The organism is Methylobacterium isbiliense (genome assembly GCF_022179325.1).
Taxonomy (GTDB): Bacteria; Pseudomonadota; Alphaproteobacteria; order Rhizobiales; family Beijerinckiaceae; genus Methylobacterium; species Methylobacterium isbiliense.
In genome coordinates, this window is record NZ_BPQQ01000014.1 from 22,457 (window position 1) to 45,660 (window position 23,204).

Here is a 23,204-nt window from a genome sequence, read left to right on the forward strand (position 1 = left end):
CGGGGTTTGCGGGTTCCGCTCAGCCCCCCTGCACCTCCTTGGCGAAGGTCTCGAAGAAATTGTCCGCGTACTTCTTGGCCACGCCGTTGATCAGCCGGCCGCCGAGCTGGGCGAGCTTGCCGCCGACGCTGGCATCCACGTCGTAGGTCATCTTGGTCTGGCCGCCCTCGGCCGGCTCCAGCCGCACCGCCGCGCCGCCCTTGGCGAAACCCGCCACGCCCCCCTGCCCCTCGCCCGAGATGCGGTAGCCGTTCGGCGCGTCGATCTCCGAGAGCGTGACCTTGCCCTTGAAGGTCGCCTTGACCGGGCCGACCGCGATCTTGGCCGAGGCCTGGAGCTCGTTGTCGCCGACCTTCTCCAGGCTCTCGCAGCCCGGGATGCAGCGCTTGAGCACCTCGGGATCGTTCAGCTTCTCCCACACCGTCTGCTGGTCGGCGGGCAGCACCACCTCGCCGTTCATCGTCATCGCCATCGCGCGTCTCCCCCAAGGGCGTCGCGACGACGATAGCGAAGCCGCCGGGAGCGGGCCAGCCGCCGCGCCTCCGCCTCATTGTGGAGTGGTGCGACCCTTGCTAAGGATTTCCCCAAGGCGACGCCGGCCACCCGATAACGGGGGTCCAGGGTCTCGGGAGGCGTGTTCGCTGCGGCGGACCGGACGGGAGCGTGTATCCGCATGGAGGTCTTCGCGCAGCAGCTCATCAACGGGCTGACGCTCGGGTCGATCTACGGCCTCATCGCCATCGGGTACACGATGGTGTTCGGCATCATCGGCATGATCAACTTCGCGCACGGCGACGTGTTCATGCTCTCGGCCTTCATCGCGCTGATCGCCTTCCTGATCCTGACCTCGTTCCTGGGCATCGCCTCCGTGGTGGTGGCGCTGATCCTGGTGATGATCATCGCCATGGCGCTCACCGCGCTCTGGGGCTGGTCGATCGAGCGCATCGCCTACCGCCCCCTGCGCGGCTCCTTCCGCCTGGCGCCGCTGATCTCGGCCATCGGCGTCTCGATCTTCCTGTCGAACTTCGTGCAGGTGGTTCAGGGCGCCCGCAACAAGCCGACCCCGCCGATGATGCGGGAGGTGATCGTGCTGTTCGAGCGCAACGGCTACGCGGTCGCCCTCTCCTACCGGCAGATCGTCATCATGGTGACGACGGCCGTGCTGCTCGCGGGCTTCTGGTACCTCGTCCAGCACACGCCGCTCGGCCGCGCGCAGCGCGCCTGCGAGCAGGACCGCAAGATGGCCGCGCTCCTCGGCATCGACGTCGACCGCACCATCTCGCTCACCTTCGTGCTCGGCGCCGCCCTCGCCGCCGTCGCCGGCACCCTCTACCTCCTCTACTACGGCGTGGTGTCCTTCTCGGACGGGTTCGTGCCCGGCGTGAAGGCCTTCACGGCGGCGGTGCTCGGCGGCATCGGCAGCCTGCCGGGCGCCGTGCTCGGCGGGCTGATCATCGGCCTCGTGGAGACCTTCTGGTCGGCCTATTTCTCCATCGAGTACAAGGACGTGGCGGCGTTCTCGATCCTCGCCATCGTGCTGATCTTCATGCCCTCCGGCATCCTCGGCCGGCCCGAGGTCGAGAAGGTCTGATGAGCGCCCCGGCCCCCGCCCTCGCGGCGGCTCCCGCCGCCCGCCCGGCCCTCGATCTCCAGGCCATCCTCAAGGACGCCCTGCTCTTCGCCCTCGTCACCTTCGGGCTCTGCGTGCCCGTGGTGGCCTACCGCACGGATCTGAGCAGCACGAGCGCCCTCGACCTCACCCCGCGCTGGGGGCTGGTGGCGATCCTGTGCGGCCTCGTCTTCCTCGCCCGCCTCGCGCAGCGCCTGATCCTGGCGAGCCGCGACGCGCGCCGGGCGCTGACCCCCTCGCCCCGGCAGGCCACCGAGGCGGTCGACGCGACGCCGAACGCCGCCCAATCCGTCTCCCGCTTCGGCCTGCCGCTCTTCCTCGGCGTGGCGCTGACCTTCCCGCTGCTCGCCGCGCTCGGCACCGGCGGCCTGAGCGAGTCGCGCTACTGGATCGATCTCGGCATCCTGATCCTCACCTACGTGATGCTGGGCTGGGGCCTGAACATCGTGGTGGGCCTCGCCGGCCTCCTCGACCTCGGCTACGTCGCCTTCTACGCGGTGGGCGCCTACTCGTACGCGCTGCTCTCCACCACCTTCGGCCTGTCGTTCTGGATCTGCCTGCCCCTCGCCGGGCTGTTCGCGGCGCTCTGGGGCATGATCCTCGGCTTCCCGGTCCTGCGGCTGCGCGGCGACTACCTCGCCATCGTGACGCTCGCCTTCGGCGAGATCATCCGCCTCGTCCTCATCAACTGGTCGGATTTCTCGGGCGGCGCGGCCGGCATCTCGTCGATCCCGCGCATCACCTTCTTCGGCCTGCCCTTCACGGCGGACGAGGACGGGTTCGCCGCCTCCCTCGGCATCCCGTTCAGCCCGATGCACCGGGTGGTCTTCCTCTACTACCTCATCCTCGTGCTGGCCCTGATCACCAACCTCGTGACCCTGCGCCTGCGCCGCCTGCCGATCGGCCGGGCCTGGGAGGCCCTGCGCGAGGACGAGATCGCCTGCCGGTCGCTGGGCATCAACACCACCAACACCAAGCTCACGGCCTTCGCGCTCGGCGCGATGTTCGGCGGCTTCGCCGGCTCGTTCTTCGCGGTGCGCCAGAGCTTCGTCAGCCCGGAGAGCTTCAACTTCCTGGAGAGTGCGATCATCCTCGCCATTGTGGTGCTCGGCGGCATGGGCAGCCAGATCGGCGTGGCGATCGCCGCGGTCGCGATGGTCGGCGGGCCGGAACTGCTGCGCAACCTCGACTTCCTCAAGCCCGTCTTCGGCGAGCACTTCGACCCCAACGAGTACCGGCTGCTCCTGTTCGGCCTCGCCATGGTGGTGATGATGATCTGGCGCCCGCGCGGCCTGATCTCCGAGCGCTCGCCCTCGGTGGTGCTCAAGGAGCGCAAGGCCATCTCGGGCTCGCTCGTGAAGGAGGGGCACGGCTGATGAGCGCCTCTCCCCGCCTCGCCGACCCGGTGCTGAGCGTCGACCACCTCACCATGCGCTTCGGCGGCCTCGTCGCCGTCAACGACCTCTCGTTCCGGGTCGGGCGCGGCGACATCACCGGGCTGATCGGCCCCAACGGCGCCGGCAAGACCACGGTCTTCAACTGCATCACCGGCTTCTACAAGCCGACCGAGGGCATGATGACGCTCCGCCACCGCGACGGGGCGGAATACCTCTTGGAGCGCCTGCCGGGCTTCCAGGTGAACCGCCGCGCCCGGGTGGCCCGCACCTTCCAGAACATCCGGCTGTTCACCGGCATGACGGTGCTGGAGAACCTGCTCGTCGCGCAGCACAACCCGCTGATGCTGGCCTCCGGCTACACGCTGGCGGGGCTCGTCGGCCTGCCGGGCTTCCGCCGGGCGCAAGGAGCTGCGGTCGAGAAGGCCGTGGCGTGGCTCACCCGCATCAACCTGCTGCATCGGGCCGACGACCCGGCGGGCGACCTGCCCTACGGCGACCAGCGCCGGCTGGAGATCGCCCGGGCCATGTGCACCGACCCGGTGCTGCTCTGCCTCGACGAGCCCGCCGCCGGCCTCAACCCGCGCGAATCGGCGCAGCTCAACGACCTGCTGCGGTCGATCCGGGACGACGACGACACCTCGGTGCTGCTGATCGAGCACGACATGTCGGTGGTGATGGAGATCTCTGATCACGTCGTGGTGCTCGACTACGGCACCAAGATCGCGGACGGCACACCCGCCGAGGTGCAGAGCGACCAGAGCGTCATCGCCGCCTATCTCGGCGTCGAGGACGAGGAGGTGGAGGCCGTCGAGGCCGAGGTGGGCGTATGAGCATCGAGACGTGGCTCGCCTTCGCGGCGGCCTCGGCCATCCTGGTGATGATCCCCGGGCCGACGATCCTGCTCGTGGTGTCCTACGCGCTCGGGCGCGGCTGGCGCGCGGCCCTGCCGGCCGTCGTCGGGGTCGCGCTCGGCGACGCCACCGCCATGACGCTCTCGATGCTCGGTCTCGGCGCGCTGCTCGCCGCCTCCGCGACCCTGTTCACGGGGCTGAAGTGGCTCGGCGGGGCCTACCTCGTCTGGCTCGGCCTCCGGCTCTGGCGGGCCGGCGGCCGGCTGGAGGCGCCCCCGCGGGAGAGCGGTCCTACCCTGCGCATGGCCGCCCATGTCTGGCTGGTGACGGCGCTCAACCCCAAGAGCCTGACCTTCTTCGTCGCCTTCCTGCCCCAGTTCCTCGATCCGCGGAGCGATCTCGTGTCCCAGATGGCGGTGTTCGAGGCGACCTTCCTGGTCATCGCCAGCCTCAATGCCCTCGCCTACGCGCTGCTGGCGGGGCGCGCCCGCGGCCTGTTCGGCCGGGCGGAGCGGGTGCGGCTGTTCAACCGGCTCGGCGGCAGCCTGCTGATCGGCGCCGGCCTCGCCACCGCGAGGTCCGCCCCGTGAGCGCCGCCACCCCGCTTCCGGCCGACCGGCCCGCCTTCGCCGCCACTGGCCGCACCCCGCTCCTGAGCGTGCGGGGCGTGAAGACCTTCTACGGCAACATCATCGCCCTCAAGGGCGTCGACCTCGACGTGAACGAGGGCGAGATCGTCACCCTGATCGGGGCGAACGGGGCCGGCAAGTCGACCCTGATGATGACGATCTTCGGCAATCCGCGGGCGCGCGAGGGCAGCATCACCTATGCGGGCCGGGACATCACCCGGATGCCGACCCACGAGATCGCCCGCCTCAACCTCGCGCAATCGCCGGAAGGGCGGCGGATCTTCCCGCGCATGACCGTCTACGAGAACCTGCAGATGGGGGCCGCCGTGAACGGCGGCGCGCATTTCGCGCAGGATCTGGAGCGGGTCTGCGCCCTCTTCCCCCGCCTCAAGGAGCGCCTGCACCAGCGCGGCGGCACCATGTCGGGCGGCGAGCAGCAGATGCTCGCCATCGCCCGCGCGCTGATGAGCCGGCCGCGGCTGCTGCTGCTCGATGAGCCCTCGCTCGGCCTCGCGCCGCTGGTGGTCAAGCAGATCTTCTCGGTGATCAAGGACCTCAACGAGCGCGACGGCATGACGGTCTTCCTCGTCGAGCAGAACGCCTATCACGCGCTCAAGCTCGCGCATCGCGGCTACGTGATGGTGACCGGCACGATCACCATGAGCGGCACCGGGCGCCAGCTCCTCGACGATCCCTCCGTGAAGGCCGCCTACCTCGAAGGCGGTCGCCATTGAGCCTCGCATCCGCAGCAGGGTGAGTACCGTGCAGGGCATTCTCTACGAGGAGAGCACGATCTGGCTCTTCCTCCTCGTCACGGTGGTGATGGGGGGCTGGGCCGCCTGGATGACGGCGCGCGGCATCGCGCTCGGCTGGCGGCCCTACTGGCAATGCGTGCTGGCGCTGCTGCTGCTCGGGGTGGCGGTGCGCTTCATCCACTTCGCCCTGTTCGAGGGCACCTTCCTGTCGCCGCACTTCTACGCGGTCGACACGGTGGTGCTGCTCCTGATCGGCTCGGCGGGCTTCCGCGCCACCCGCGCCCGCCAGATGACCACGCAGTACCGCTGGCTCTACGAACGCGCCGGCCTGTTCGGCTGGCGCCCGCGCGCCTCCGCCTGAAACGCCGATTTCCGCCGTGACTTCGGGCTTGCGGCGCGCGAGAGTTCACGAGTTCCGGGGCAAACCCCGGGCAAACGGCCGCGAGACGGCCCACCAAGACCGAGACGTCTGATCCAGAGGAGTATACCGATGAAACGCACGCTGTTGCCCGGTCTCGCCCTGGCGGCCGGCCTTGCCTGGGCGGGCACGGCTCAGGCGCAGATCAAGATCGGGGTCGCCGGTCCGCTGACCGGTTCCAGCGCCGCCTTCGGCGCGCAGCTCAAGAACGGCGCCGAGCAGGCGGTGGCCGACATCAACAAGGCCGGCGGCATCAACGGGCAGAAGATCACGCTCGTGGTCGCCGACGACGCGGCCGACCCCAAGCAGGGCGTCTCGGTGGCCAACAAGTTCGCGGCCGAGGGCGTCAAGGCGGTGGTCGGCCACTTCAACTCGGGCGTGTCGATCCCGGCCTCCGAGATCTATGCCGAATCCGGCATCGTCCAGATCACCCCGGCCTCGACCAACCCGAAATTCACCGAGCGCAAGCTCTGGAACACCTTCCGCACCTGCGGCCGCGACGACCAGCAGGGCGCGGTGGCGGGCGGCTACCTCGCCCAGAACTTCAAGGGCAAGAACATCGCCTTCGTGCACGACAAGACGCCCTACGGCCGCGGCCTCGCCGACGAGACCCTGAAGGCGCTCAAGGCCAAGGGCGGCAAGGATGTTCTGTTCGAGGGCATCAACCCGGGCGAGAAGGACTACTCGGCGCTGGTCTCGAAGCTGAAGCAGGCCAAGGCGGACGTGGTCTATTTCGGCGGCCTGCATACCGAGGCCGGCCTGATCGTGCGCCAGATGCGCGACCAGGGCCTCAACGCCCCGCTGATGAGCGGCGACGGCATCACCGACAAGGAATTCGCGCAGATCGCCGGTCCGGGCTCGGACGGCACGCTGATGACCTTCTCGCCCGACGCGCGCAAGAACCCCAACGCCAAGGACGTGGTCGCGGCCTTCAAGGCCCGCAACTACGACCCCGAGGCCTACACGCTCTACTCCTACGCCGCCGTGCAGATCCTCAAGCAGGCGATGGAGGCCGCAAAGTCCACCGACGGCAAGAAGGTCGCCGAGCAATTGCACGCCGGCAAGCCGTTCAAGACCGTGATCGGCGACATCTCGTACGACAAGAAGGGCGACATCACCCGTCCCGACTACGTGATGTACATGTGGAAGAAGGGCAGCGACGGCCGCATCGACTACACGGGCAACGAGATCCCGACCCAGTAAACCCGACGGCCCAGGATGCTGACGCATCGATCTCGATCCCGGGCAAGCCCGGGATCGACAGGGCCGTCGAACCATCTCGAAGTGTCGACATCAAGCCGAGGGCTCGGCGACATTGCGAGAGCGGAACCAACGCTCATGGGTCATGACCGTTGGGAGAGCCGCACGCCTCCGCTCCCCTCTCCCGCGCGGGAGAGGGGATGCCGCGCCGCCCACGGCGCACGGCAGGTGTTGACAGTCGGCCGGATGCGTCACCGGCACGGCTTGCGCGACCCTGCGCCCCACCTTACATGCACAGTCGCGTTCGCAGGCCTCCAGCCTCCGGCTCGTCCGTGCCGTGCTCTTCGCCTCGACCGCTTCGCGCTGGATTTCGATGAATTGCTCCCGGAGCGCCGCACGCGACGGCCGCCGGGTGGAGAGTATGGATGGCGAAGGAAGAGCTGATGCAGTTCGAGGGTCTCGTGCTCGAGATCCTGCCGGACGCGCGCTACCGCGTGCAACTCGACCAGGGTCACGAGATCGTGGCCTACACGGCCGGCAAGATGAAGAAGAACCGCATCAAGACTCTGGCCGGCGACCGCGTCACCGTCGAGATGTCTCCCTACGACCTCGAGAAGGGGCGGCTCGTGTTCCGTCACAAGGACGAGCGCTCGTCCGGCCCGCGCCCGCCGTTCCGCGGCGGCAGCCAGTTCCGCCGCCGCTGACCTGACCGTTCCGCGCCGATCCGCCGGGCCGGGACGGGCCGAGCCCGGCCTATCGGCGTTGCCGAGGCCTTCGCCATGCCACGTCCCCTCGTCATCGCCCCCTCGATCCTCTCGGCCGATTTCGCGCGGCTCGGCGAGGAGGTCCGCGACGTGGTCGCGGCCGGCGCCGACTGGATCCACGTCGACGTGATGGACGGGCATTTCGTGCCCAACATCACCATCGGGCCGGCGATCGTGAAGGCCCTGCGCCCGCACACCGAGGCGGTCTTCGACGTGCACCTGATGATCGCGCCGGCGGACCCCTACCTCGACGCCTTCGCGCAGGCCGGCGCCGACATCATCACGGTCCATGCGGAGGCGGGCCCCCACCTTCACCGCTCGCTCCAGACCATCCGGGCGCTGGGCAAGCGGGCGGGCGTGGCGATCAACCCCGGCTCGCCCGCGAGCCTCGTCGAGCCTGTGCTCGACATGGTCGATCTCGTGCTGTGCATGACGGTCAATCCGGGCTTCGGCGGCCAGAGCTTCATCCCGTCGGTCTGCGAAACGGTGGCGCGGGTGCGCGCCATGGTGGGCGGGCGCGACATCGACATCGAGGTCGACGGCGGCGTGACGGCCGAGACCGCGCCGGCGGTGGTGCGGGCCGGCGCCAACGCCCTGGTGGCGGGCTCCGCCACCTTCAAGGGCGGCCCCGCCGCCTACGCACCGAACATCGCGGCGATCCGCCAGGCCGCGGAGGATGCGCGCGGCGTCTGGGTCTGACGGACCGCGCGCGATCGGGGACGAGCCGGGCGACCGGCCCTACGGCCGGTTGCTGCGCGGGAAGCCGCGCGGCGCCATGGCGCCGATCGTGCCGCGGTGGCCGACCCACTTCGCCAGTTCGTCGCCGACCACGCTGCGGGTGCGCCCGGCGCTGTCGGGCCACGTCAGGCCCTCGGCGAGCTTGATCACCTGCAGGTAGGCGAGGCTGCTCTCGCGGTAGCGCTGCAGGCGCACGCCCTTGCCGCGGGCCATCTCGGGGATCTCGGTGAGCGGAAAGACCACCAGCAGGCGGTTCTCGCCGCAGGCCACGACGTGGTCCCCCTCGCCCACCTCGACGCAATGGGTGGTGACCGCGGCGCCGTCGAGGGCCACGACCTGCTTGCCCTTGCGGGTGTTGGCCACGAGCCCGTCCGAGGCGGTGGTGAAGCCGCGTCCGTCGCTCGTGCCGATGAGCAGCTTGGCTCCGGCCCGGTAGGGCCACGCGGTCACGATCTCGGCGTCCTCGTCGAGGTCGGCCATCAGCCGGATCGGGTCGCCGAAGCCGCGTCCCCCCGGGAGCTTGGCGGCATCGAGCGTGAACACCTTGCCGTTCGAGGACAGGACCAGGATCTTGGCCGTGGTCTCGGTCGGGAAGCTCAGCTTCAGCCCGTCGTCGCCCTTGAACTGCACGCCCGACAGGTCGGCGACGTGCCCCTTGAGCGCCCGGATCCAGCCCTTCTGCGAGACGATCACGGTGATCGGCTCGCGCTCGATCATCGCCTCGGCGAGGTCGATGTCCGAGGTGTCGGGCGGGTTCTCCAGCGTCGTGCGGCGGCGCCCGAGCGCGGTCTCGGGGCCGAAGGTCTTGCGCACCGCCCGGACCTGCGCGGTGATCGCCTTCCACTGCAGCGCGTCGGAGCCGAGCAGCGCGTCGATCTCCGCCTTCTCGGCCGTCAGCGCCGCGTGCTCGCGCTTCAGCTCCATCTCCTCCAGCTTGCGCAGGGAGCGCAGCCGCGTGTCGAGGATGGCGTTGGCCTGCAGCTCCGTGAGGGAGAAGACCCGCATCAGCTCGGCCTTCGGCTCGTCCTCCTCGCGGATGATCTGGATCACCCGGTCGAGGTCCAGATAGACGATCAGGAGCCCGCCCAGGATCTCCAGCCGCCGCTCGATCTGGCCGAGGCGGAAGCGCGAGCGCCGCTGCAGCACCGTGCGGCGGTGGTCGAGCCACTCGCGCAGCACCTCCGCCAAGCCGACGACCCGGGGCACCTGCCCGTTCATCAGCACGTTCATGTTGAGGGAGAAGCGGCTCTCCAGCTCGGTGAGCCGAAAGAGCGATTCCATCAGCACCACGGGATCGACCGTGCGCGAGCGCGGCTCCAGCACCACGCGCACGTCCTCGGCGGATTCGTCCCGCACGTCGGCGAGCAGCGGCAGCTTCTTCTCGGTGAGCAATTCGGCCATCTTCTCGATGAGCCGCGCCTTGGGCACCCCGTAGGGAATCTCGGTGACGATGATGGTCCAGGCGCCGCGGCCGAGATCCTCGCGGGTCCAGCGCGCCCGCACCCGGAAGGAGCCGCGGCCGGTGCGGTAGGCCTCGGCGATCGATGCGGCCGAATCCACCACGATGCCGCCGGTCGGGAAGTCCGGCCCCTTCACGAAGGTGTTGAGCTGCTCGGAGGTCGCGGCCGGGTGCGTGATGAGGTAGAGGGCCGCGTCGCAGAGTTCCGCCGCGTTGTGGGGCGGGATCGAGGTCGCCATGCCGACCGCGATGCCCTGCGAGCCGTTGGCGAGCAGGTTCGGGAAGGCCGCCGGCAGGACGACCGGCTCCTCCTTCTCGCCGTTGTAGCTCGGGCGGAAATCGACCGTGTCCTCGTCGATGCCGTCGAGCAGGAGCCGCGCCACTTCGGTGAGGCGGGCCTCGGTGTAGCGGTAGGCGGCCGGGCCGTCCCCGTCGATGTTGCCGAAATTGCCTTGCCCGTCCACGAGCGGGTAGCGCTGCGCGAAATCCTGCGACAGGCGGACCAGCGCGTCGTAGATCGCCTGGTCGCCGTGCGGGTGGAAGTCGCCCATCACGTCGCCGACGATCTTCGCGCATTTCTTGAATGCGGCGGTGGGATCGAGGCGCAGGAGGCGCATCCCGTACAGGATGCGCCGGTGCACGGGCTTGAGCCCGTCGCGCGCGTCCGGCAGCGCGCGGTGCATGATCGTGGAGAGCGCGTAGGCGAGGTAGCGCTCCTCCAGCGCCGCCTTCAGCGCGACGTTCTCGATCCCGTCGCGGTCGGATGGCGGCTCGAACGGCTTGCCCATGAAACCCGTCTACTCGTCAGTGGTCGGCCAGAAGGCCGGAACATAACACGAACATCAGCCGGCATCCGCGGTCCCGAGTGCGACGAATCGCTCCCGCTCCTCCGGAGCCGCGAGGCCGCGCGGATGCCAGACGTGCTGGTCGAGGAAATATCCCGTCAAGGTAAACCCCTGACGAACGTCGCGCGGCGTCGGCGTCGCCCCGGTGCCGCCCGCCGAGCGGTCGACCAGGAAGTCGGGGAGCGCGAGGAGCCGGTCGCGCCAGGGCTCGCCCGCCGCGGCGCTCACCGCCCGCCCGCTCCTGGGCGAGACGTAGGCGAGGTAGGCGTTGGAGCCGGTGGCGGCGCAGGCCGAGAGGTCGAGCCCGTAGCCGAGTTCGGCCAGCACGGCGAGTTCGAACCGCACCATCAGGGGCGGGGCGATGCCGGGATCGTGCAGATGGGCGATCAGGATGCGGGCCGCCGCGAACAGGCCCGGATGCGGGTCGCGCTCGGGCAAGAGCCGTAGCAGCCCCGCCGCGTGGGACAGGCCGTAGAGGGCGAGCCGCGACCCCATCAGCCGCCCGGCCGCGCTCTCCAGCGGCTCGACGGTGAAGTGGCCCAGGCTGTCATCCAGGCGCGCGCGCCACACCGCCCGCACGAGGTTGCCGGGCTGCAGCACCGGCTGCATCCGGCGCGAGCGCCCGCCATGCACGAGGCCGAGATGCCGGCCGTGCCCGGCCGTCATCAGTTCGAGGACGACGCTCGTCTCCCCGTGCCGCCGCGCCCCGAGCACGAGGCCCTCGTCCGTCCATTGCATGCGCCGAAGATAGGCGCGGACGGGCCCGGATTGAACGCCCGGGTGCTGAGGTCACGCGCGAACGCTAACGAATTCGTGAGTTGTCACGGCTATTTCCCGACAATCGGGCGCTTCTTGACAAATTCGCGCCTGATTCGCCGCGCCTTTCTTCGGTGCGGAGGGCGAGCTACGGGAGCGGAGCATGATGTCCGTCGAGATCGATCCGTCGGAGCGGCGCGCGCAGGCGGCGCAGCGGCCCGTGTCGCGCCGCCCTGCGCTGCTCGCGGCCGCGGCCGGGCTGGGCCTCGCCGCCTGCGGGGGGCTGGCGCTCGCCGCCTACCCCAAGGTCCAGACCCTGCTGGCACCGCCGAGCACCGGCATCCGCGTCGGGCCTGTCGCCGACATGCCCGAGATCAAGGACGGGCTGCCCGCCCTCAAGGCTGAAACCCCGGTTCCGGTGCGGGTGGTGGCGATCCCGCCCGCGACGCCCGCCGCGGCGGCCCCGCCGCCCGCTCCCGCCGCTGCGCCGCCTGCCCCGGCAGGCCAGCCGGACGGCCTCGTGACCGGCACCGTCGCTCCGCCCAAGCCCGAGCCCGTGGTGCTCAAGGCGCCGCCCGCGCCGCCCGTGGTGCGCAGCGAGGCCGCCCCGCCGCCCGCCCCGGCCGTCAAAGCCGCCGCCATCGCGCCCGTTGCGGCGCCTCCGGTCCCGCCTGCCGTGGCGGCCCCCGAGCCTCCCCCGGCCAGACCCGCGGCGACGGCCGCAGCCGAGCCGCCCGCCAAGCCCGTGAAGCCGGTGGCCAAGGCCGACCCGAAGCCTGCCCCGAAACCCGCGCCGAAGCCGGTCGCGCGCCGCGAGAAGCCAGCGCCCGAGCCCACCAAGACCGCCGCCGCCGAGCCCGCCGCGCCGGCCGAGCCGGAGCCCAAGACCTTCCTGGGCCTCCCGGTCCCCGACCTCGCGCCGGCCGGGCGCGCCATCAAGGAGACGGTGGACGCGGTCGGCGACGCGGTGATCAACTTCCCCAAGCGCCTCTGATTCCCCAAATGCGTCTGAGCGAACCGGCCCGCCGTCAGATCCGGCGGCCCGGCGCGCTCTCCCCACCCAGCACCTCCAGCACTATCCCGTCGCGGTGGAGGCGGCCGTACTCGTCGGTGGCCTCCACGCTGAGGCGGTGGCAGCCCGGCGCGACGCCGGCGGGCAGGCGGGCGGTCCAGATGTGGGAGGACGGCTCGGCCTTCACCCAGGATTTCTTGGTCGCCGCGAACCGCGCGTAGAGCGCCGCGACGAACGGGTCGGGCCGGCGCACCCGCGCCATCGCCTGCCAGGGGCCGTCGCCGATCCGGTACCGCACCCGGCTGCGCGGGCCGCCGTCGAAGAGGTTCACGACGAGGTCGGTGCCGCCCACGCTCTCGGCCGGCACGGGCGAGCCGAACAGGTCGGCGAGCCGCGTGTCGGGCAGCCGCGCGAGGTCCTCCGTGCGGAACTGGCTCTCCAGCAGGATCCGCATCTGGCGCCCCGCATCGTCGCTCGCCGGCACGTAGCGGGTGGTGTAGGTCGCCGCCCCCTTGATGCTGAGGACGTGGAAGCCGTGCGGGGTGCCGTCGCGGCTGTCCGCCGTGGCGATGCCGCGCCGGTCCGGCGGCCCGCTCCACCACGAGCCGGACACGGCGGTGAGCACGTGGTGGTGATGCCCCTCCGCCCCCTCGGCGACGCGCCGGCCCGACGCATCGAGATAGTGATGCTCGGTGGTGTGGGTGTGACCCGCCACGCTGAGGCTCGGCCGGCCGGCCAGCAGCCGCAGCAACGCCTCCCGGTCCACGGTGTTGATCCCGGGGCTGTCGGGATCGAGGTCCGTGAGGAGAGGCACGTGCATGGCCACCACGACGAGCCGGTCGCGGGGCGTTTCGCGCAGCACCGCCTCCACGAAGGCGAGCTGGCGCTCGCCGATGCGGCCCTCGTAGCGCCCGCCCCGCGCCGGCGTGCCGGTGGCGGCGCCGAGATAATGCACGTTGTCGAGCATCAGGAAGAGCACGCCGCCATAGTGAAAGGCATAGGACGGCGCGCCGTAGATCCGCTTGAAGGTCTCGCGGCTGTGGCGGGCATCCGGCGCCTCGAAGTTGAGGTCGTGGTTGCCGCCGATGTGGAACCACGGGATGCCGACCCGTCCGATGATGCGGTTCTGACGCGGGTAGAGGGAGAGGTCGTCGAACAGCACGTCCCCGGTGGTCATGCCGAAGGCCGCGCCGAGGCCGAGCGCCCTCGTGACGGCGGTGTCGCGCACGAAGCCGAGTTCGGCATGGCTCTCCGGCTGAGGGTCGGTGAACAGGATCACCTCGAAATCGCCGCGCTCCTCGCTGCGCGTGAGGCCGAAATCGACCGAGGCCGGCAGCGGCCCGGTCGGTGCGAGGCCGGCGTAGCGCAGGTTCAGCCCGGCCGGGCTGCCCGCCGGCTGGTGGATGTAGGAGAAGCGCGGGATGTTGTCGGCGTCGCGCGGCAGGGCGTAGCCGGTCGGCTTGATGACGAAGATCACCGTCTCGTCCCCGACCGGCAGCGTGTAGCGCCCGTCGGCATCGGTGCGCGCCACGTCGCGCCCGTTCGACACCAGCACGTCCGGAATGCCGGGATCGCCCGGCCCCCGCCGGCCGAGGCCGCCGCGATCCTCGTAGACGACGCCTGTGACCTGCCCGGCGCCCGCTCCGGGCGCCTCACCCGCTCCGGGCGCCTCGCCCTTTGCGGGCGCCCCGCCCTGGCCGGCCGCGGCCTGCGGCAGCAGCGCGAGCGCCGCGGCGCCCGCGACGGTCTCGCGTCGCGTCAGGGTCGTCCGATCGACCATGGCCTGTCCCCCGGTTCTGCCCACGGTTGGGACGCAGTATGAACCAGAGGTCCTTGACCGTCCCGTGACGCCGGCTCAGTAGGCGTTGCGGAAGGCGCTGCGGGCGAAGACCGTCATCGCGATGATCTGGATGTCGAACCAGATCGACCAATTGTCGATGTAGTAGAGGTCGTGCTCGACCCGGCGCCGCATGTCGGCATCGGTCAGGGTCTCGCCGCGCAGCCCGTTGACCTGCGCCCAGCCGGTGATGCCGGGGCGCACGTTGTGGCGCCGGGCGTAGAGTGCGATGCGCCGCTCGAAGCTGCGGTCGTGGGCGAGCGCGTGGGGCCGCGGGCCGACGAGGGACATGTCGCCCCGGATCACGTTGAGGAGCTGGGGCAGCTCGTCGAGGTTGGAGCGGCGCAGGAAGCGCCCGACCCGGGTGATGCGGTCGTCGCCGCGGGTCGCCTGCCGGAAGGTCGCGCCCGCCTCCACCCGCATGCTGCGGAACTTGAAGACCGAGAACGCCTCCTGGTTGAAGCCGTAGCGCTTCTGGCGGAAGAGGCAGGGGCCGGGGCTGTCGAGCCGGATCAGGATCGCGATCAGCACGAGGAGCGGCGACAGCAGCACCAGGCCGAGGCCCGCGAGCACGAGGTCGAAGGCGCGCTTGAGCGCGACCTCGAGCGGGCTCAAGGGGGCGCCCCCGACATTGATGCCGCTGAGCCGCCCGACGCGTGCGAGGCGCAGGTCCTCGAACCGGTCCATCACCCGCCCGGGCCGCAGGTGCAGGGCGGCCGGGACCCGCAGGAAGGCGTCCACGCACCGTTCCACGTCCTCGGCATCGCTCCAGGGCACGAGAACGAAGATGTCGTCGGGGCGCAGGAAGCGCACCACCGAGACCGCGAGGTCGAGATCCTCGCCGAACTGGCGGCGGCGCGCGTCCTCGTCCGCGCCGGCGGGCGGCGCGCGCAGGTAGCTCGCCCCGATCACCCGCAGGCCGAGCGCCTCGCTGTCATGCGTCGCGTAGAAGCTCGCGATGTCGGCCTCGTAGCCGATCAGGTGGACGCGGCGGGCCGTGTCCGAGCGCGGCGTGACGAGGCGCTGCACGAGGCGCAGGGTCAGGATCCGCGTGCCGAGCAGCAGCGGCAGCCCGGCCAGGAAGTAGGCCACCGCCACCACCCGCGAGAACTGGCCGCTGGTCTTGGTGAGGAACCCGACGAGCAGCACCAGCGTCCAGGCGACGAGCCAGAGCGTCGCGGTGCGGCGCAGGTGCGGCTGGCCCGACAGGCACGTCTCGATGCTGTACTCCCCGCGCGCCACGTTCGGCACGAGGACAAACAGCCCGAGGAGCAGCGCGGCCTGCAGGGTCGCGGCGAGCGGGACCGTCCCCTGCGCGAACGGGAAGTGGTAGAGGAGATGGGCGGCGAGGCCCGTCCCGACGATCGCCGCGAGGTCGGCCAGCGCCGCGGCGGTGCCGATGGCGAGCCGCTTGGCCCCCCGGCGGCGGCGCGGCAGCAGCGCGGTCCAGATGGCGCGCCGCTCCGGCCCGGCCGGGCCGGGTGTGACGATGGGGGGGAACCGCTCGTGTCGCATGCGCCGCGTCGTCTGCCTGCTGTGCCGCTCCGGGCCGCCCGTGCCGGAACGGGACGCTGTCGCGGTCCGCGCCGGCCGGGCGGGATCACCGGGGCAAGCGCGGGGCCGGGACGGGTGTGCCGGAGCGGGCAACCCTGCCCTGCGGAAGCCGGCAGAGGCCGGCGAGCACAGCCGGTGTAGAGAGGACGGGGACGCAGCGACGAGGAGCGGCCGGCGGATGGACGCGCGGGCGAGCCGGGACGGGATGCCCGGAGAGGTGCGGGCGCCGGCGGGAGCGGCCGGACCGGCCGCAGCCGTGCTCGCGGGACTGAGCCTGTCGCATCTCCTCAACGACCTGATCCAGTCGCTGCTACCGGCGATCTATCCGCTGCTCAAGCAGGCCTACGCCCTCGATTTCGGTCAGATCGGCCTGCTGACGCTCGGCTTCCAGCTCACCTCCTCGCTGCTCCAGCCGGTGGTCGGGCTGCTCACGGACCGGCGTCCGCTGCCGTTCTCGCTCGCCTGCGGCATGCTGGTCTCGCTCTCGGGGCTGCTGCTCCTGTCCGTCGCGTCGAGCTTCCCGGTCCTGCTCGCGGCGGCGGCCCTGGTCGGCACCGGCTCGGCGATCTTCCATCCCGAGGCCTCGCGGGTGGCCCGGCTCGCCGCGGGCGGGCGCTACGGCCTCGCGCAGTCGGTGTTCCAGGTCGGGGGCAATGCCGGGACGGCGGCCGGCCCGCTGCTGGCGGCCTTCATCGTGGTGCCGCACGGCCAGCGCAGCATCGCGCTCTTCGCCCTCGCGGCGCTGGCCGGCTTCGTGGTGCTGAGCCTGGTCGGGCGCTGGTACCGCGGCCGCCTCGCCCGCGGCGCCGCGCGCGGGCGCAGGGGCGGGCCGGTCGCCCCGGCCGTGCTGTCGCGCGGCCGGATCGTCGGCACGGTGGCGATCCTGCTTGTGCTGATCTTCTCGAAATACTTCTACATGGCGAGCTTCACGTCGTACTACACGTTCTACCTGCTGCACCGCTTCGGCGTGTCGGTGCAGGAGGCGCAGGTCTATCTGTTCGTCTTCCTGGGGTCCGTGGCGACCGGCACCGTCCTCGGCGGGCCGGTCGGCGACCGCTTCGGACGCAAGGTGGTGATCTGGGGCTCGATCGTCGGCGTGCTGCCCTTCACGCTGGCGCTGCCGCACGCCACCCTGCTCGGGACCGTGCTGCTCACGGTGCCGATCGGCCTGATCCTCGCCTCGGCCATGCCGGCGATCCTGGTCTACGCCCAGGAGCTGCTGCCCGGCCGGGTCGGGCTGGTGGGCGGGCTGTTCTTCGGCTTCGCCTTCGGGATGGGCGGCCTCGGCGCGGCGCTGCTCGGCGAACTCGCGGACCGCACCGGCATCGAGCAGGTCTACGCGCTCTGCGCCTTCCTGCCGGCCATCGGCCTCCTGGCGGTCTTCCTGCCGCGGATCGCGCCGCCGCGGATCGGCTGAGCGGAGCCGGGATCCGCGGCGGCGCGGTCTACTCGGCCGCCTCGGCGCGGCCGAGGGTCTGCACTGCCTCGAACCCTTCGAATTGCGGATGCGAGAGGTAGAGCGGCTTGGTGCCCGGCGCCTTGCTGTGCGCCTTGCGGAACTGCTCGGAGCGGGTCCAGGCCTCGAAATCGGCGCGCGAGGCCCAGACCGTGTGCGAGGCGTAGAGCACGTGGTCATCGTGCTCCGGCCCGCGCAGCAGGTGGAACTCCACGAAACCCTGCATCTCGCCCAGATGGCTGTCGCGGCCGAGCCAGACCTGCTCGAACTCCGCCGTGGCATCCTTGTAGACCTTGAACCGGTTCATGGCGAAGAACATCGCGAGTCTCCTTGGCGGGAGCGTCGCCCGACGGCCGCCTCCCGGGTACGCGCGACTCAAGGCCATTCCGCGCGGTCAATCAAGCGGGCGGCTCGCCGGGTCCGGGACCACCCCCGTCAAGGCTGACTCGACTGGCCTGCGCCGCCTCGGTAGTTTTTCGGGAGTATTCCTCTTGGGAATTCATCCGTCGCGTGTAGACGGAGGCTAGGTTGCATGGCAGATCCATCGAGGCGGAGCTTGGCACGTCGGGCGGAAATCCCCGACCGTGCGGGCGGCAACGGGTCGCGGCGGAGCCGGAGCGGCGACCCGGTCCGGCAGCGGCGCGGGACCGATGGTCCGGCGCCGGCTGGCGGGATCCGTTCAGGCGCGGCAGAGTTTCGGGGAGGCCGGCGGCTGTGCCGTGCGGTCTGTGGGACAGGGTGTCGGGTTTCTATGCCTAAGCAGACTACCGAGGTCGATCGCCTCGTCGGCATCCGCATCACCGCATTGCGCAAGGCGAAGGGCTTGAGCCAGACCGCCCTCGGCAATGCCGTGGGCGTGACGTTCCAGCAGGTCCAGAAGTACGAGAAGGGCCAGAACCGCGTCGGGGCGGGCCGCCTGCGCGAGATCGCCCGCCTGCTGGAGGTGCCGGTCTCGGCATTCTTCGAGGAGCCGGGCGACGCCTCCGCCCGCGACGACAATGTCTTCGGCTTCCTCAGCACGCAGGGTGCCATCGACGTCCTGCGCGCCTACGTGCAGATCGAGGACGACCAACTGCGCCGCGAGGTGCTGGCGATCGTGCGGTCCGCCGCGCGGCTCAGCCGGCCGCAGGGCTCCGGCGTCGCGGCGATCGAGTAGCGGGGCGGCGGGCGCCGCCGCGTGCGGGGACGCACTGCCGGCCGGGCCGAGGCCGGGCTTACTGGCGGGCATGCCGTCGGCGCTGGGCCGACCCGCTCCGCGCCTGGGAGGCCCTGGTCATGCGTCGTGTCCGTCTCCTCTTCGTCCTCGTGCTGCTCGGCCTCGGGGCCGGCACCGCCCTGATGGGCGCGCCGGTGCCGGCCGAGGCGCGGGTCCAATGCAAGGGCGGGTGCTGAGCGGACCCGGGCGAAGCCGGCCGCCGGCCTTGTCCGCTTGTGCGTGCGCTGACGCACATGCGCGCCGCGCGGCCTGTGGCATAGTGGAAGGGTGGACGCGGTGTCGCGTCCGCGCCGCCGGTTCTGCACAGGAGCGTTCCGTGTCTGGATCCACCGGCCTGCCGATCCCTCGCGTGCATACCCCCCGCGTGCTGCTGGGCCTGATCGTGGCCTGCGCGGCCCTGACCGGCTCCGCCCTGGGCGCGCGGGCTCAGTCCGTCACCGAAGAGGACATCCTGCGCGCGCTGCTGCCCCCGGCGCCGACCCGCAGCCTGTCCACGGCCATCCGCAACGGCGCCGACGAGCCGCGGCTCGAGGCGTTCCGCAACCGGACCTCGTTCTCGGCGCTCGAACGCGAGCAGCTCGCCGCCGTCTCCGACGGCCGGCCCCACATCGATCTCGACGTGCCGTTCGCGTTCAACTCGTCCCGCCTCGACGCCAAGGCGCTGCCGGTGGTCAAGATGCTGGGGGCCACCCTCGCCCGGCGCGAACTGGCCGGCCACACCATCCTGATCGCCGGCCACACCGACGGCAAAGGCTCGGATCGGGGCAACCAAGTCCTGTCCGAGCGCCGTGCGCTCGCGGTCAAGCGCTACATCGTCGAGAATTACGGCGTGCCCGCCGCGAACCTGATCAGCATCGGCTACGGCAAGAGCCGGCCGAAGGATCCGGCCGACCCGCTGGCGGCCAAGAACCGCCGGGTCGTCGCCGTGAACCTGTCGAGCGTCAAGTCCGCCTCGCGCGAGTGAGCGCCGCGGGCGCGGCGAGCGGGCTCCGGGATTCACAAGCGCGGCGGGCTCGGCCATGCTGGCGGGGATGAATCGCGTCCCCGCGCCGTGAGCGCCCCGTCCCGTCCCCTGCGCAGCCACCAGCGCAGCCTCGCCGAACTCGTGGCCGCGATGGCGCGGGGCGAGGCCGGCGGCATCGCCGACATCCTGGCCGCCGTCACCCCGGGCGGCGGCAAGTCGCTGCTGCCGGTGATCGCGGCTGCGCGGCTCGTCGCGGCGGGTGCGGTCGAGCGCGTGGTCTGGGTGGTGCCGCGCGATTCGCTGCGCCTCCAGGCCGAGGAAGCTTTCGCGGATCCGCTCTGGCGGTCCGCCCTCGGCCACGCCCTCGCGGTGCGGGCCGCCGACAACGCGCCCGATCCCGCCCGGGGACTGGCCGGCTACGTCACCACCTACCAGGCGGTGGCCGCCGCACCCGCGCTCCACCTCGCCGAGATCACCCGGCACCGCACGCTCCTCGTCGTGGACGAGATCCACCATCTTCCGGCGCTGGCGGAGGGCGATCCGGCGAGCGAGGCGGCGGCCTGGAGCCGGGCGCTCGCGCCCCTGCTGCGCCATGCGCGCCTGCGCCTCCTCCTCTCCGGCACCCTGGAGCGGGCCGACGGCCGGCGCATCCTCTGGCTTCCCTACCGGGACGAGCCGGGGCGGGCGCCCGTGCCGGACATCGCCGCCCCGGGCTGGGCGGTGATCGGCTATTCGCGGGCGCAGGCGCTCGCCGAGCGGGCGGTGCTGCCGGTCAATTTCGGCGCGCTCGACGGCGAGGCGAGCTGGCTGGAGGGCGGCCGGGCGGACGGGCAGGCGCGGGTCGGCCCCCACCGCCTCTCGGGCCCCGCCCCCGGCCCGACCACGCGCCCGGCCCTGTTCACCGCCCTGCGCACGGGGTTCGCCCGCGACCTCCTGCACGAGGCCTTCCTCGCCACCCGCCGGCTGCGCGCCGCCCGCCGCCTCGCCCGGGGGCTGCCCGCCGCCGAGCCGGCGCGCGGCCTCGGCAAGCTCCTCGTCGTCGCGCCCGACCAAGCGAGCGCCCAGCGCTACTGCGCGATGCTGCGGGGCTGGATGCCGGGCGCCCAGGCGGAGCGCGACGTGCGCCTCGCCGTCTCCTCCGAGCCCGACGCCGCGGCGGCGCTGGCGGCCTTCCGTCTGACGCCCGAGCCTGCCGTGCTCGTCACCGTGGCGATGGCCTACGAGGGGCTCGACGCCCCCGAGGTCGCTGTGGTGGCGGCCCTCACCCACATCCGCAGCCGGCCCTGGCTCGAACAGATGATCGCGCGGGCGACCCGCGTCGATCCGCAGGCCGGCCCCTACGAGGACCAGCACGCGCTGGTCTTCCACCCGGACGATCCCCTGTTCGCGCGCTTCCGCGACAGGATCGAGGCCGAGCAGCTCACCGCCCTGCGCCGCCCGAAGGCCGAGCGCCCGGCGGCCGCGCGTGAGCCTCGCCCGATGCCCGACGGCGACGAGGGCATCGTGCCGCTCGAATCGAACGCGCTCGGCCTGCGCTACGCCATGCTGCGGCCCGGCCCGGCTCTGGCGCTGGTGCGCCCCGAGGCCGTGCCCGCCCCCGCCCTGCCCCCGTCCGCGGTCGAGCGGCAGCTGCGCGCCCGCGTCGCCGCGATGGTGACCGCCCAGGCGGTGGAGGACGAGGCGGAGCTGCGCGCACCGGCGGGCGGGCGCCTCGCCCACCGCTACAACGCCGTGCTCAAGCGGATCCTCGGCAACAAGGCGCGGGCCGCGATGACGGCCGAGGATCTCGAAGCCGCACTGGCGTGGCTGGAGCGCAACCGGCTCGGCGACCATCTGCACCTCCTCGACGGCGACGCGCGCTACGCCTGGACGGCCCGGCGCCGCTGGGCCGGGGAGCGCCGGGCGGCCGGCCGCTGACCGGCCGCGGGCCTTCGCTCCGGACGGCCGCCCTTGTCCGGGCGCCCCGGCTTCCCACGTTGGAACCTCCCGCACGCCCGAGCCGGAGCCCGACCGCGATGTTCGATGCCAAGCGCCTCCTCGACCAGTTCCTCGGTGGCCCCGCGCAGGGGCGCGGCGGCTACGGGCACCCTTCGGGCGGCTTCGGACAGGCCCCGGGCGGCTCGCCGCTGGAGCAGATCGCCCGCTCGGTCGGCGGCTCGGGCTCGAAGGCCGCCATGCTCGGCGGCCTCGCCTCCCTGGTGCTCGGGTCGCGCAAGGGACACCGGGCGGGGCACGGCGCCTTCGGCCATGCCGGGCGCATCGGCGGCCTCGCGATGGTCGCCTCCCTCGCCTACCAGGCCTACCAGCAATGGCAGGCGAGCCAGCCCGCCCGCGCGGCCGGATCGCCCGCGGGCGCCGCGCCGTTCGGCGCCGCGCCGGTCGGCGCCGCTTCTCGGCCCGGCCGCACCGGCGGCTTCCTGCCCTCCGCCGAGGAGGCCGCCGCGATGCTGCACGGCACCCGCTTCCAGCCGGCCTCCCCGGCGGACGAGCAGGCGGTGAGCCGCGCGCTCCTCACCGCCATGATCGCCGCCGCCAAGGCGGACGGCCACATCGACGCCGCCGAGCAGGCCCGGATCTTCGGCGAGATGGACCGTCACGCCCTGGATGCGGACGACAAGGCCTTCCTGATGGACGCCCTGCGCGCGCCGCTCGACGTCGAGGCGGTGGCGCGGCTCGCCCGCACGCCGGAGGAGGCGGCCGAGATCTACGCCGCCTCCCTGATGGCCATCGACGTCGATACGCCCCAGGAGCGCGCCTATCTCGACCACCTCGCCCGCCGCCTCGGGCTCGATCCCGGACTCGTCCGCCACCTCGACGCGACCGTGATTCATGCCGTTAGGGAATGATGAACGAATTCGTGCCATCTTAACCAATCGCTAACCATCGCGGGCGCGGAATGGGACGGTAACGAATCGTATACCCGTGCCGAACCCGAATCACTCCCGACCGCCGATCCGCTTCCGCGGCCGCTCGTTCCTGGCCGTGGTGCTCGCCCCCGAGGCGCCCGTCGAGGTCTGGCTGTCAGACCTCGACGCCCTGGTGCGGCGCTCCCCGGCCTTCTTCGCCGGGCGCGCCATCATCCTCGACGTCACGGCGCTCGCGCCGGGCCGCGAGGAGCTGCTCGCCCTCCTGGGCGAACTCGCCGCCCGCGAGATCCCGGTCATGGGGCTCGAAGGCGCGGGCGCGGCCGGCCAGGGCGCCGGCCTGCCGCCGCCCTTGAGCGGCGGCCGTCCCGGCGCCGAGATCGCGCCGCCGGAGGCCGGCGCGGCTGCGGCGCCGGCGACGGCGGCCCAGCCCGAGCGCCCGACCACCCTGGGCTCGCTCGTGCTCGACACGCCGGTGCGCTCGGGCCAGGCGATCCTGTTTCCGGAGGGCGACGTCACCGTGATGGGCTCGGTGGCCTCGGGCGCCGAGATCGTCGCGGGCGGGTCGATCCACGTCTACGGCGCGCTGCGCGGCCGGGCCATCGCGGGCGCCGCCGGCAGCCCGAACGCCCGCATCGTGTGCAGCCGCTTCGAGCCGGAGCTGCTCGCCATCGACGGCCTGTACCGCATCGCCGACGACATCGATCCCACCCTGCGCGGCAAGCCCGTGCACGTCTGGCTCGACGGCGACGCGATGAAGACCGCGATCCTGGACTGACTGGGGCGAACCGACAGAAGGCGGCCGAGAAGGACCGCCCCCAACGCGAACGAGGTGTCGAATGGCGAAGGTACTGGTAGT

At 72.0% G+C, this 23,204-nt stretch carries 22 protein-coding genes; 16 read left to right on the forward strand and 6 right to left on the reverse strand.

What is annotated here, in order from left to right; translation table 11 throughout:
• Positions 1-19: 19 nt before the first annotated feature.
• Positions 20-472 carry an SRPBCC family protein gene (locus MFF61_RS06205; protein ID WP_238234206.1) on the reverse strand — a complete coding sequence of 151 codons (453 nt, stop codon included), beginning with the start codon at positions 470-472 and terminating at the stop codon, positions 20-22.
• Positions 473-673: 201 nt separating this feature from the next.
• On the opposite strand from MFF61_RS06205, the gene MFF61_RS06210 reads away from it, so the two are divergent.
• The 9 genes from MFF61_RS06210 to rpe all read left to right on the forward strand — a co-directional run bounded on the left by MFF61_RS06210 (position 674) and on the right by rpe (position 8,343).
• On the forward strand, positions 674-1,591 hold the full coding sequence (locus MFF61_RS06210) for a branched-chain amino acid ABC transporter permease (RefSeq protein WP_238234207.1): 918 nt from the start codon (positions 674-676) through the stop codon (positions 1,589-1,591).
• The gene (livM, locus tag MFF61_RS06215; protein ID WP_238234208.1) at positions 1,591-3,006 is read left to right on the forward strand and encodes a high-affinity branched-chain amino acid ABC transporter permease LivM; all 1,416 of its coding nucleotides are present in this window, start codon (positions 1,591-1,593) and stop codon (positions 3,004-3,006) included. Before MFF61_RS06210 ends, livM begins: the two co-directional genes overlap by 1 nt.
• Positions 3,006-3,857, forward strand: coding sequence for an ABC transporter ATP-binding protein (locus MFF61_RS06220; protein WP_238234209.1), 852 nt, complete (start codon positions 3,006-3,008; stop codon positions 3,855-3,857). Before livM ends, MFF61_RS06220 begins: the two co-directional genes overlap by 1 nt.
• Positions 3,854-4,468: a LysE family translocator gene (locus MFF61_RS06225; RefSeq protein ID WP_238234210.1), complete on the forward strand. Its 615-nt coding sequence runs from the start codon at positions 3,854-3,856 to the stop codon at positions 4,466-4,468. The genes MFF61_RS06220 and MFF61_RS06225 overlap by 4 nt, the downstream gene beginning before the upstream one ends.
• Positions 4,465-5,241, forward strand: coding sequence for an ABC transporter ATP-binding protein (locus MFF61_RS06230; RefSeq protein WP_238234211.1), 777 nt, complete (start codon positions 4,465-4,467; stop codon positions 5,239-5,241). The genes MFF61_RS06225 and MFF61_RS06230 overlap by 4 nt, the downstream gene beginning before the upstream one ends.
• A 28-nt stretch (positions 5,242-5,269) precedes the next feature.
• The gene (locus tag MFF61_RS06235; RefSeq protein ID WP_238234212.1) at positions 5,270-5,623 is read left to right on the forward strand and encodes a DUF6867 family protein; all 354 of its coding nucleotides are present in this window, start codon (positions 5,270-5,272) and stop codon (positions 5,621-5,623) included.
• A gap of 129 nt (positions 5,624-5,752) precedes the next feature.
• Entirely contained in the window at positions 5,753-6,883 is a 1,131-nt protein-coding gene (locus MFF61_RS06240) for a branched-chain amino acid ABC transporter substrate-binding protein (RefSeq protein WP_238234213.1), read from the forward strand.
• 422 nt (positions 6,884-7,305) lie between these two features.
• Positions 7,306-7,584, forward strand: a complete 279-nt coding sequence (infA, locus tag MFF61_RS06245) for a translation initiation factor IF-1 (RefSeq protein ID WP_012335131.1) — start codon at positions 7,306-7,308, stop codon at positions 7,582-7,584.
• A 75-nt stretch (positions 7,585-7,659) separates the two neighbouring features.
• Positions 7,660-8,343: a ribulose-phosphate 3-epimerase gene (gene rpe, locus MFF61_RS06250; protein ID WP_238234214.1), complete on the forward strand. Its 684-nt coding sequence runs from the start codon at positions 7,660-7,662 to the stop codon at positions 8,341-8,343.
• A gap of 39 nt (positions 8,344-8,382) precedes the next feature.
• Here the strand turns inward: rpe and parC are convergent, their stop codons facing one another.
• Together parC and recO are read right to left on the reverse strand one after the other, a co-directional pair.
• The gene (gene parC, locus MFF61_RS06255; protein ID WP_238234215.1) at positions 8,383-10,629 is read right to left on the reverse strand and encodes a DNA topoisomerase IV subunit A; all 2,247 of its coding nucleotides are present in this window, start codon (positions 10,627-10,629) and stop codon (positions 8,383-8,385) included.
• 54 nt (positions 10,630-10,683) lie between these two features.
• The gene (gene recO / locus MFF61_RS06260) at positions 10,684-11,424 is read right to left on the reverse strand and encodes a DNA repair protein RecO (RefSeq protein WP_238234216.1); all 741 of its coding nucleotides are present in this window, start codon (positions 11,422-11,424) and stop codon (positions 10,684-10,686) included.
• Between the two features lie 181 nt (positions 11,425-11,605).
• Here recO and MFF61_RS06265 point away from each other — a divergent pair, with 181 nt between their 5' ends.
• A complete protein-coding gene (locus MFF61_RS06265) occupies positions 11,606-12,436 on the forward strand; it encodes a chemotaxis protein CheA (protein ID WP_238234217.1) in 831 nt (276 codons plus the stop codon).
• Positions 12,437-12,470: 34 nt separating this feature from the next.
• Here the strand turns inward: MFF61_RS06265 and MFF61_RS06270 are convergent, their stop codons facing one another.
• Together MFF61_RS06270 and MFF61_RS06275 are read right to left on the reverse strand one after the other, a co-directional pair.
• On the reverse strand, positions 12,471-14,234 hold the full coding sequence (locus MFF61_RS06270; RefSeq protein WP_238234218.1) for a calcineurin-like phosphoesterase C-terminal domain-containing protein: 1,764 nt from the start codon (positions 14,232-14,234) through the stop codon (positions 12,471-12,473).
• 75 nt (positions 14,235-14,309) lie between these two features.
• Positions 14,310-15,806, reverse strand: a complete 1,497-nt coding sequence (locus MFF61_RS06275; protein ID WP_238234219.1) for an undecaprenyl-phosphate glucose phosphotransferase — start codon at positions 15,804-15,806, stop codon at positions 14,310-14,312.
• A 217-nt stretch (positions 15,807-16,023) separates the two neighbouring features.
• Here MFF61_RS06275 and MFF61_RS06280 point away from each other — a divergent pair, with 217 nt between their 5' ends.
• The gene (locus tag MFF61_RS06280; RefSeq protein WP_283205972.1) at positions 16,024-17,262 is read left to right on the forward strand and encodes an MFS transporter; all 1,239 of its coding nucleotides are present in this window, start codon (positions 16,024-16,026) and stop codon (positions 17,260-17,262) included.
• 28 nt (positions 17,263-17,290) lie between these two features.
• Here the strand turns inward: MFF61_RS06280 and hmuQ are convergent, their stop codons facing one another.
• On the reverse strand, positions 17,291-17,620 hold the full coding sequence (hmuQ, locus tag MFF61_RS06285; RefSeq protein WP_238234220.1) for a heme-degrading protein HmuQ: 330 nt from the start codon (positions 17,618-17,620) through the stop codon (positions 17,291-17,293).
• A gap of 432 nt (positions 17,621-18,052) precedes the next feature.
• Here hmuQ and MFF61_RS06290 point away from each other — a divergent pair, with 432 nt between their 5' ends.
• From MFF61_RS06290 to minC, 5 genes are all read left to right on the forward strand, one after another.
• On the forward strand, positions 18,053-18,457 hold the full coding sequence (locus MFF61_RS06290; protein ID WP_238234221.1) for a helix-turn-helix domain-containing protein: 405 nt from the start codon (positions 18,053-18,055) through the stop codon (positions 18,455-18,457).
• Positions 18,458-18,866: 409 nt separating this feature from the next.
• Positions 18,867-19,481, forward strand: coding sequence for an OmpA family protein (locus tag MFF61_RS06295; RefSeq protein WP_238234222.1), 615 nt, complete (start codon positions 18,867-18,869; stop codon positions 19,479-19,481).
• A gap of 87 nt (positions 19,482-19,568) precedes the next feature.
• Positions 19,569-21,398, forward strand: a complete 1,830-nt coding sequence (locus MFF61_RS06300) for a DEAD/DEAH box helicase (RefSeq protein ID WP_238234223.1) — start codon at positions 19,569-19,571, stop codon at positions 21,396-21,398.
• Between the two features lie 98 nt (positions 21,399-21,496).
• Positions 21,497-22,327: a tellurite resistance TerB family protein gene (locus MFF61_RS06305; protein ID WP_238234224.1), complete on the forward strand. Its 831-nt coding sequence runs from the start codon at positions 21,497-21,499 to the stop codon at positions 22,325-22,327.
• A gap of 70 nt (positions 22,328-22,397) precedes the next feature.
• A complete protein-coding gene (gene minC, locus MFF61_RS06310) occupies positions 22,398-23,123 on the forward strand; it encodes a septum site-determining protein MinC (RefSeq protein ID WP_373324637.1) in 726 nt (241 codons plus the stop codon).
• The last annotated feature ends 81 nt before the right edge of the window (positions 23,124-23,204 follow it).

Bases quoted from the DNA above. Each gene is read 5' to 3' on its own strand.
- MFF61_RS06205 (WP_238234206.1), bottom strand. From the start codon at position 472: ATGGCGATGACGATGAACGGCGAGGTGGTGCTGCCCGCCGACCAGCAG.
- MFF61_RS06210 (WP_238234207.1), top strand. From the start codon at position 674: ATGGAGGTCTTCGCGCAGCAGCTCATCAACGGGCTGACGCTCGGGTCG.
- livM (WP_238234208.1), top strand. From the start codon at position 1,591: ATGAGCGCCCCGGCCCCCGCCCTCGCGGCGGCTCCCGCCGCCCGCCCG.
- MFF61_RS06220 (WP_238234209.1), top strand. From the start codon at position 3,006: ATGAGCGCCTCTCCCCGCCTCGCCGACCCGGTGCTGAGCGTCGACCAC.
- MFF61_RS06225 (WP_238234210.1), top strand. From the start codon at position 3,854: ATGAGCATCGAGACGTGGCTCGCCTTCGCGGCGGCCTCGGCCATCCTG.
- MFF61_RS06240 (WP_238234213.1), top strand. From the start codon at position 5,753: ATGAAACGCACGCTGTTGCCCGGTCTCGCCCTGGCGGCCGGCCTTGCC.
- infA (WP_012335131.1), top strand. From the start codon at position 7,306: ATGGCGAAGGAAGAGCTGATGCAGTTCGAGGGTCTCGTGCTCGAGATC.
- rpe (WP_238234214.1), top strand. From the start codon at position 7,660: ATGCCACGTCCCCTCGTCATCGCCCCCTCGATCCTCTCGGCCGATTTC.
- parC (WP_238234215.1), bottom strand. From the start codon at position 10,629: ATGGGCAAGCCGTTCGAGCCGCCATCCGACCGCGACGGGATCGAGAAC.
- recO (WP_238234216.1), bottom strand. From the start codon at position 11,424: ATGCAATGGACGGACGAGGGCCTCGTGCTCGGGGCGCGGCGGCACGGG.
- MFF61_RS06265 (WP_238234217.1), top strand. From the start codon at position 11,606: ATGATGTCCGTCGAGATCGATCCGTCGGAGCGGCGCGCGCAGGCGGCG.
- MFF61_RS06270 (WP_238234218.1), bottom strand. From the start codon at position 14,234: ATGGTCGATCGGACGACCCTGACGCGACGCGAGACCGTCGCGGGCGCC.
- MFF61_RS06275 (WP_238234219.1), bottom strand. From the start codon at position 15,806: ATGCGACACGAGCGGTTCCCCCCCATCGTCACACCCGGCCCGGCCGGG.
- MFF61_RS06280 (WP_283205972.1), top strand. From the start codon at position 16,024: ATGGACGCGCGGGCGAGCCGGGACGGGATGCCCGGAGAGGTGCGGGCG.
- hmuQ (WP_238234220.1), bottom strand. From the start codon at position 17,620: ATGTTCTTCGCCATGAACCGGTTCAAGGTCTACAAGGATGCCACGGCG.
- MFF61_RS06290 (WP_238234221.1), top strand. From the start codon at position 18,053: ATGCCTAAGCAGACTACCGAGGTCGATCGCCTCGTCGGCATCCGCATC.
- MFF61_RS06305 (WP_238234224.1), top strand. From the start codon at position 21,497: ATGTTCGATGCCAAGCGCCTCCTCGACCAGTTCCTCGGTGGCCCCGCG.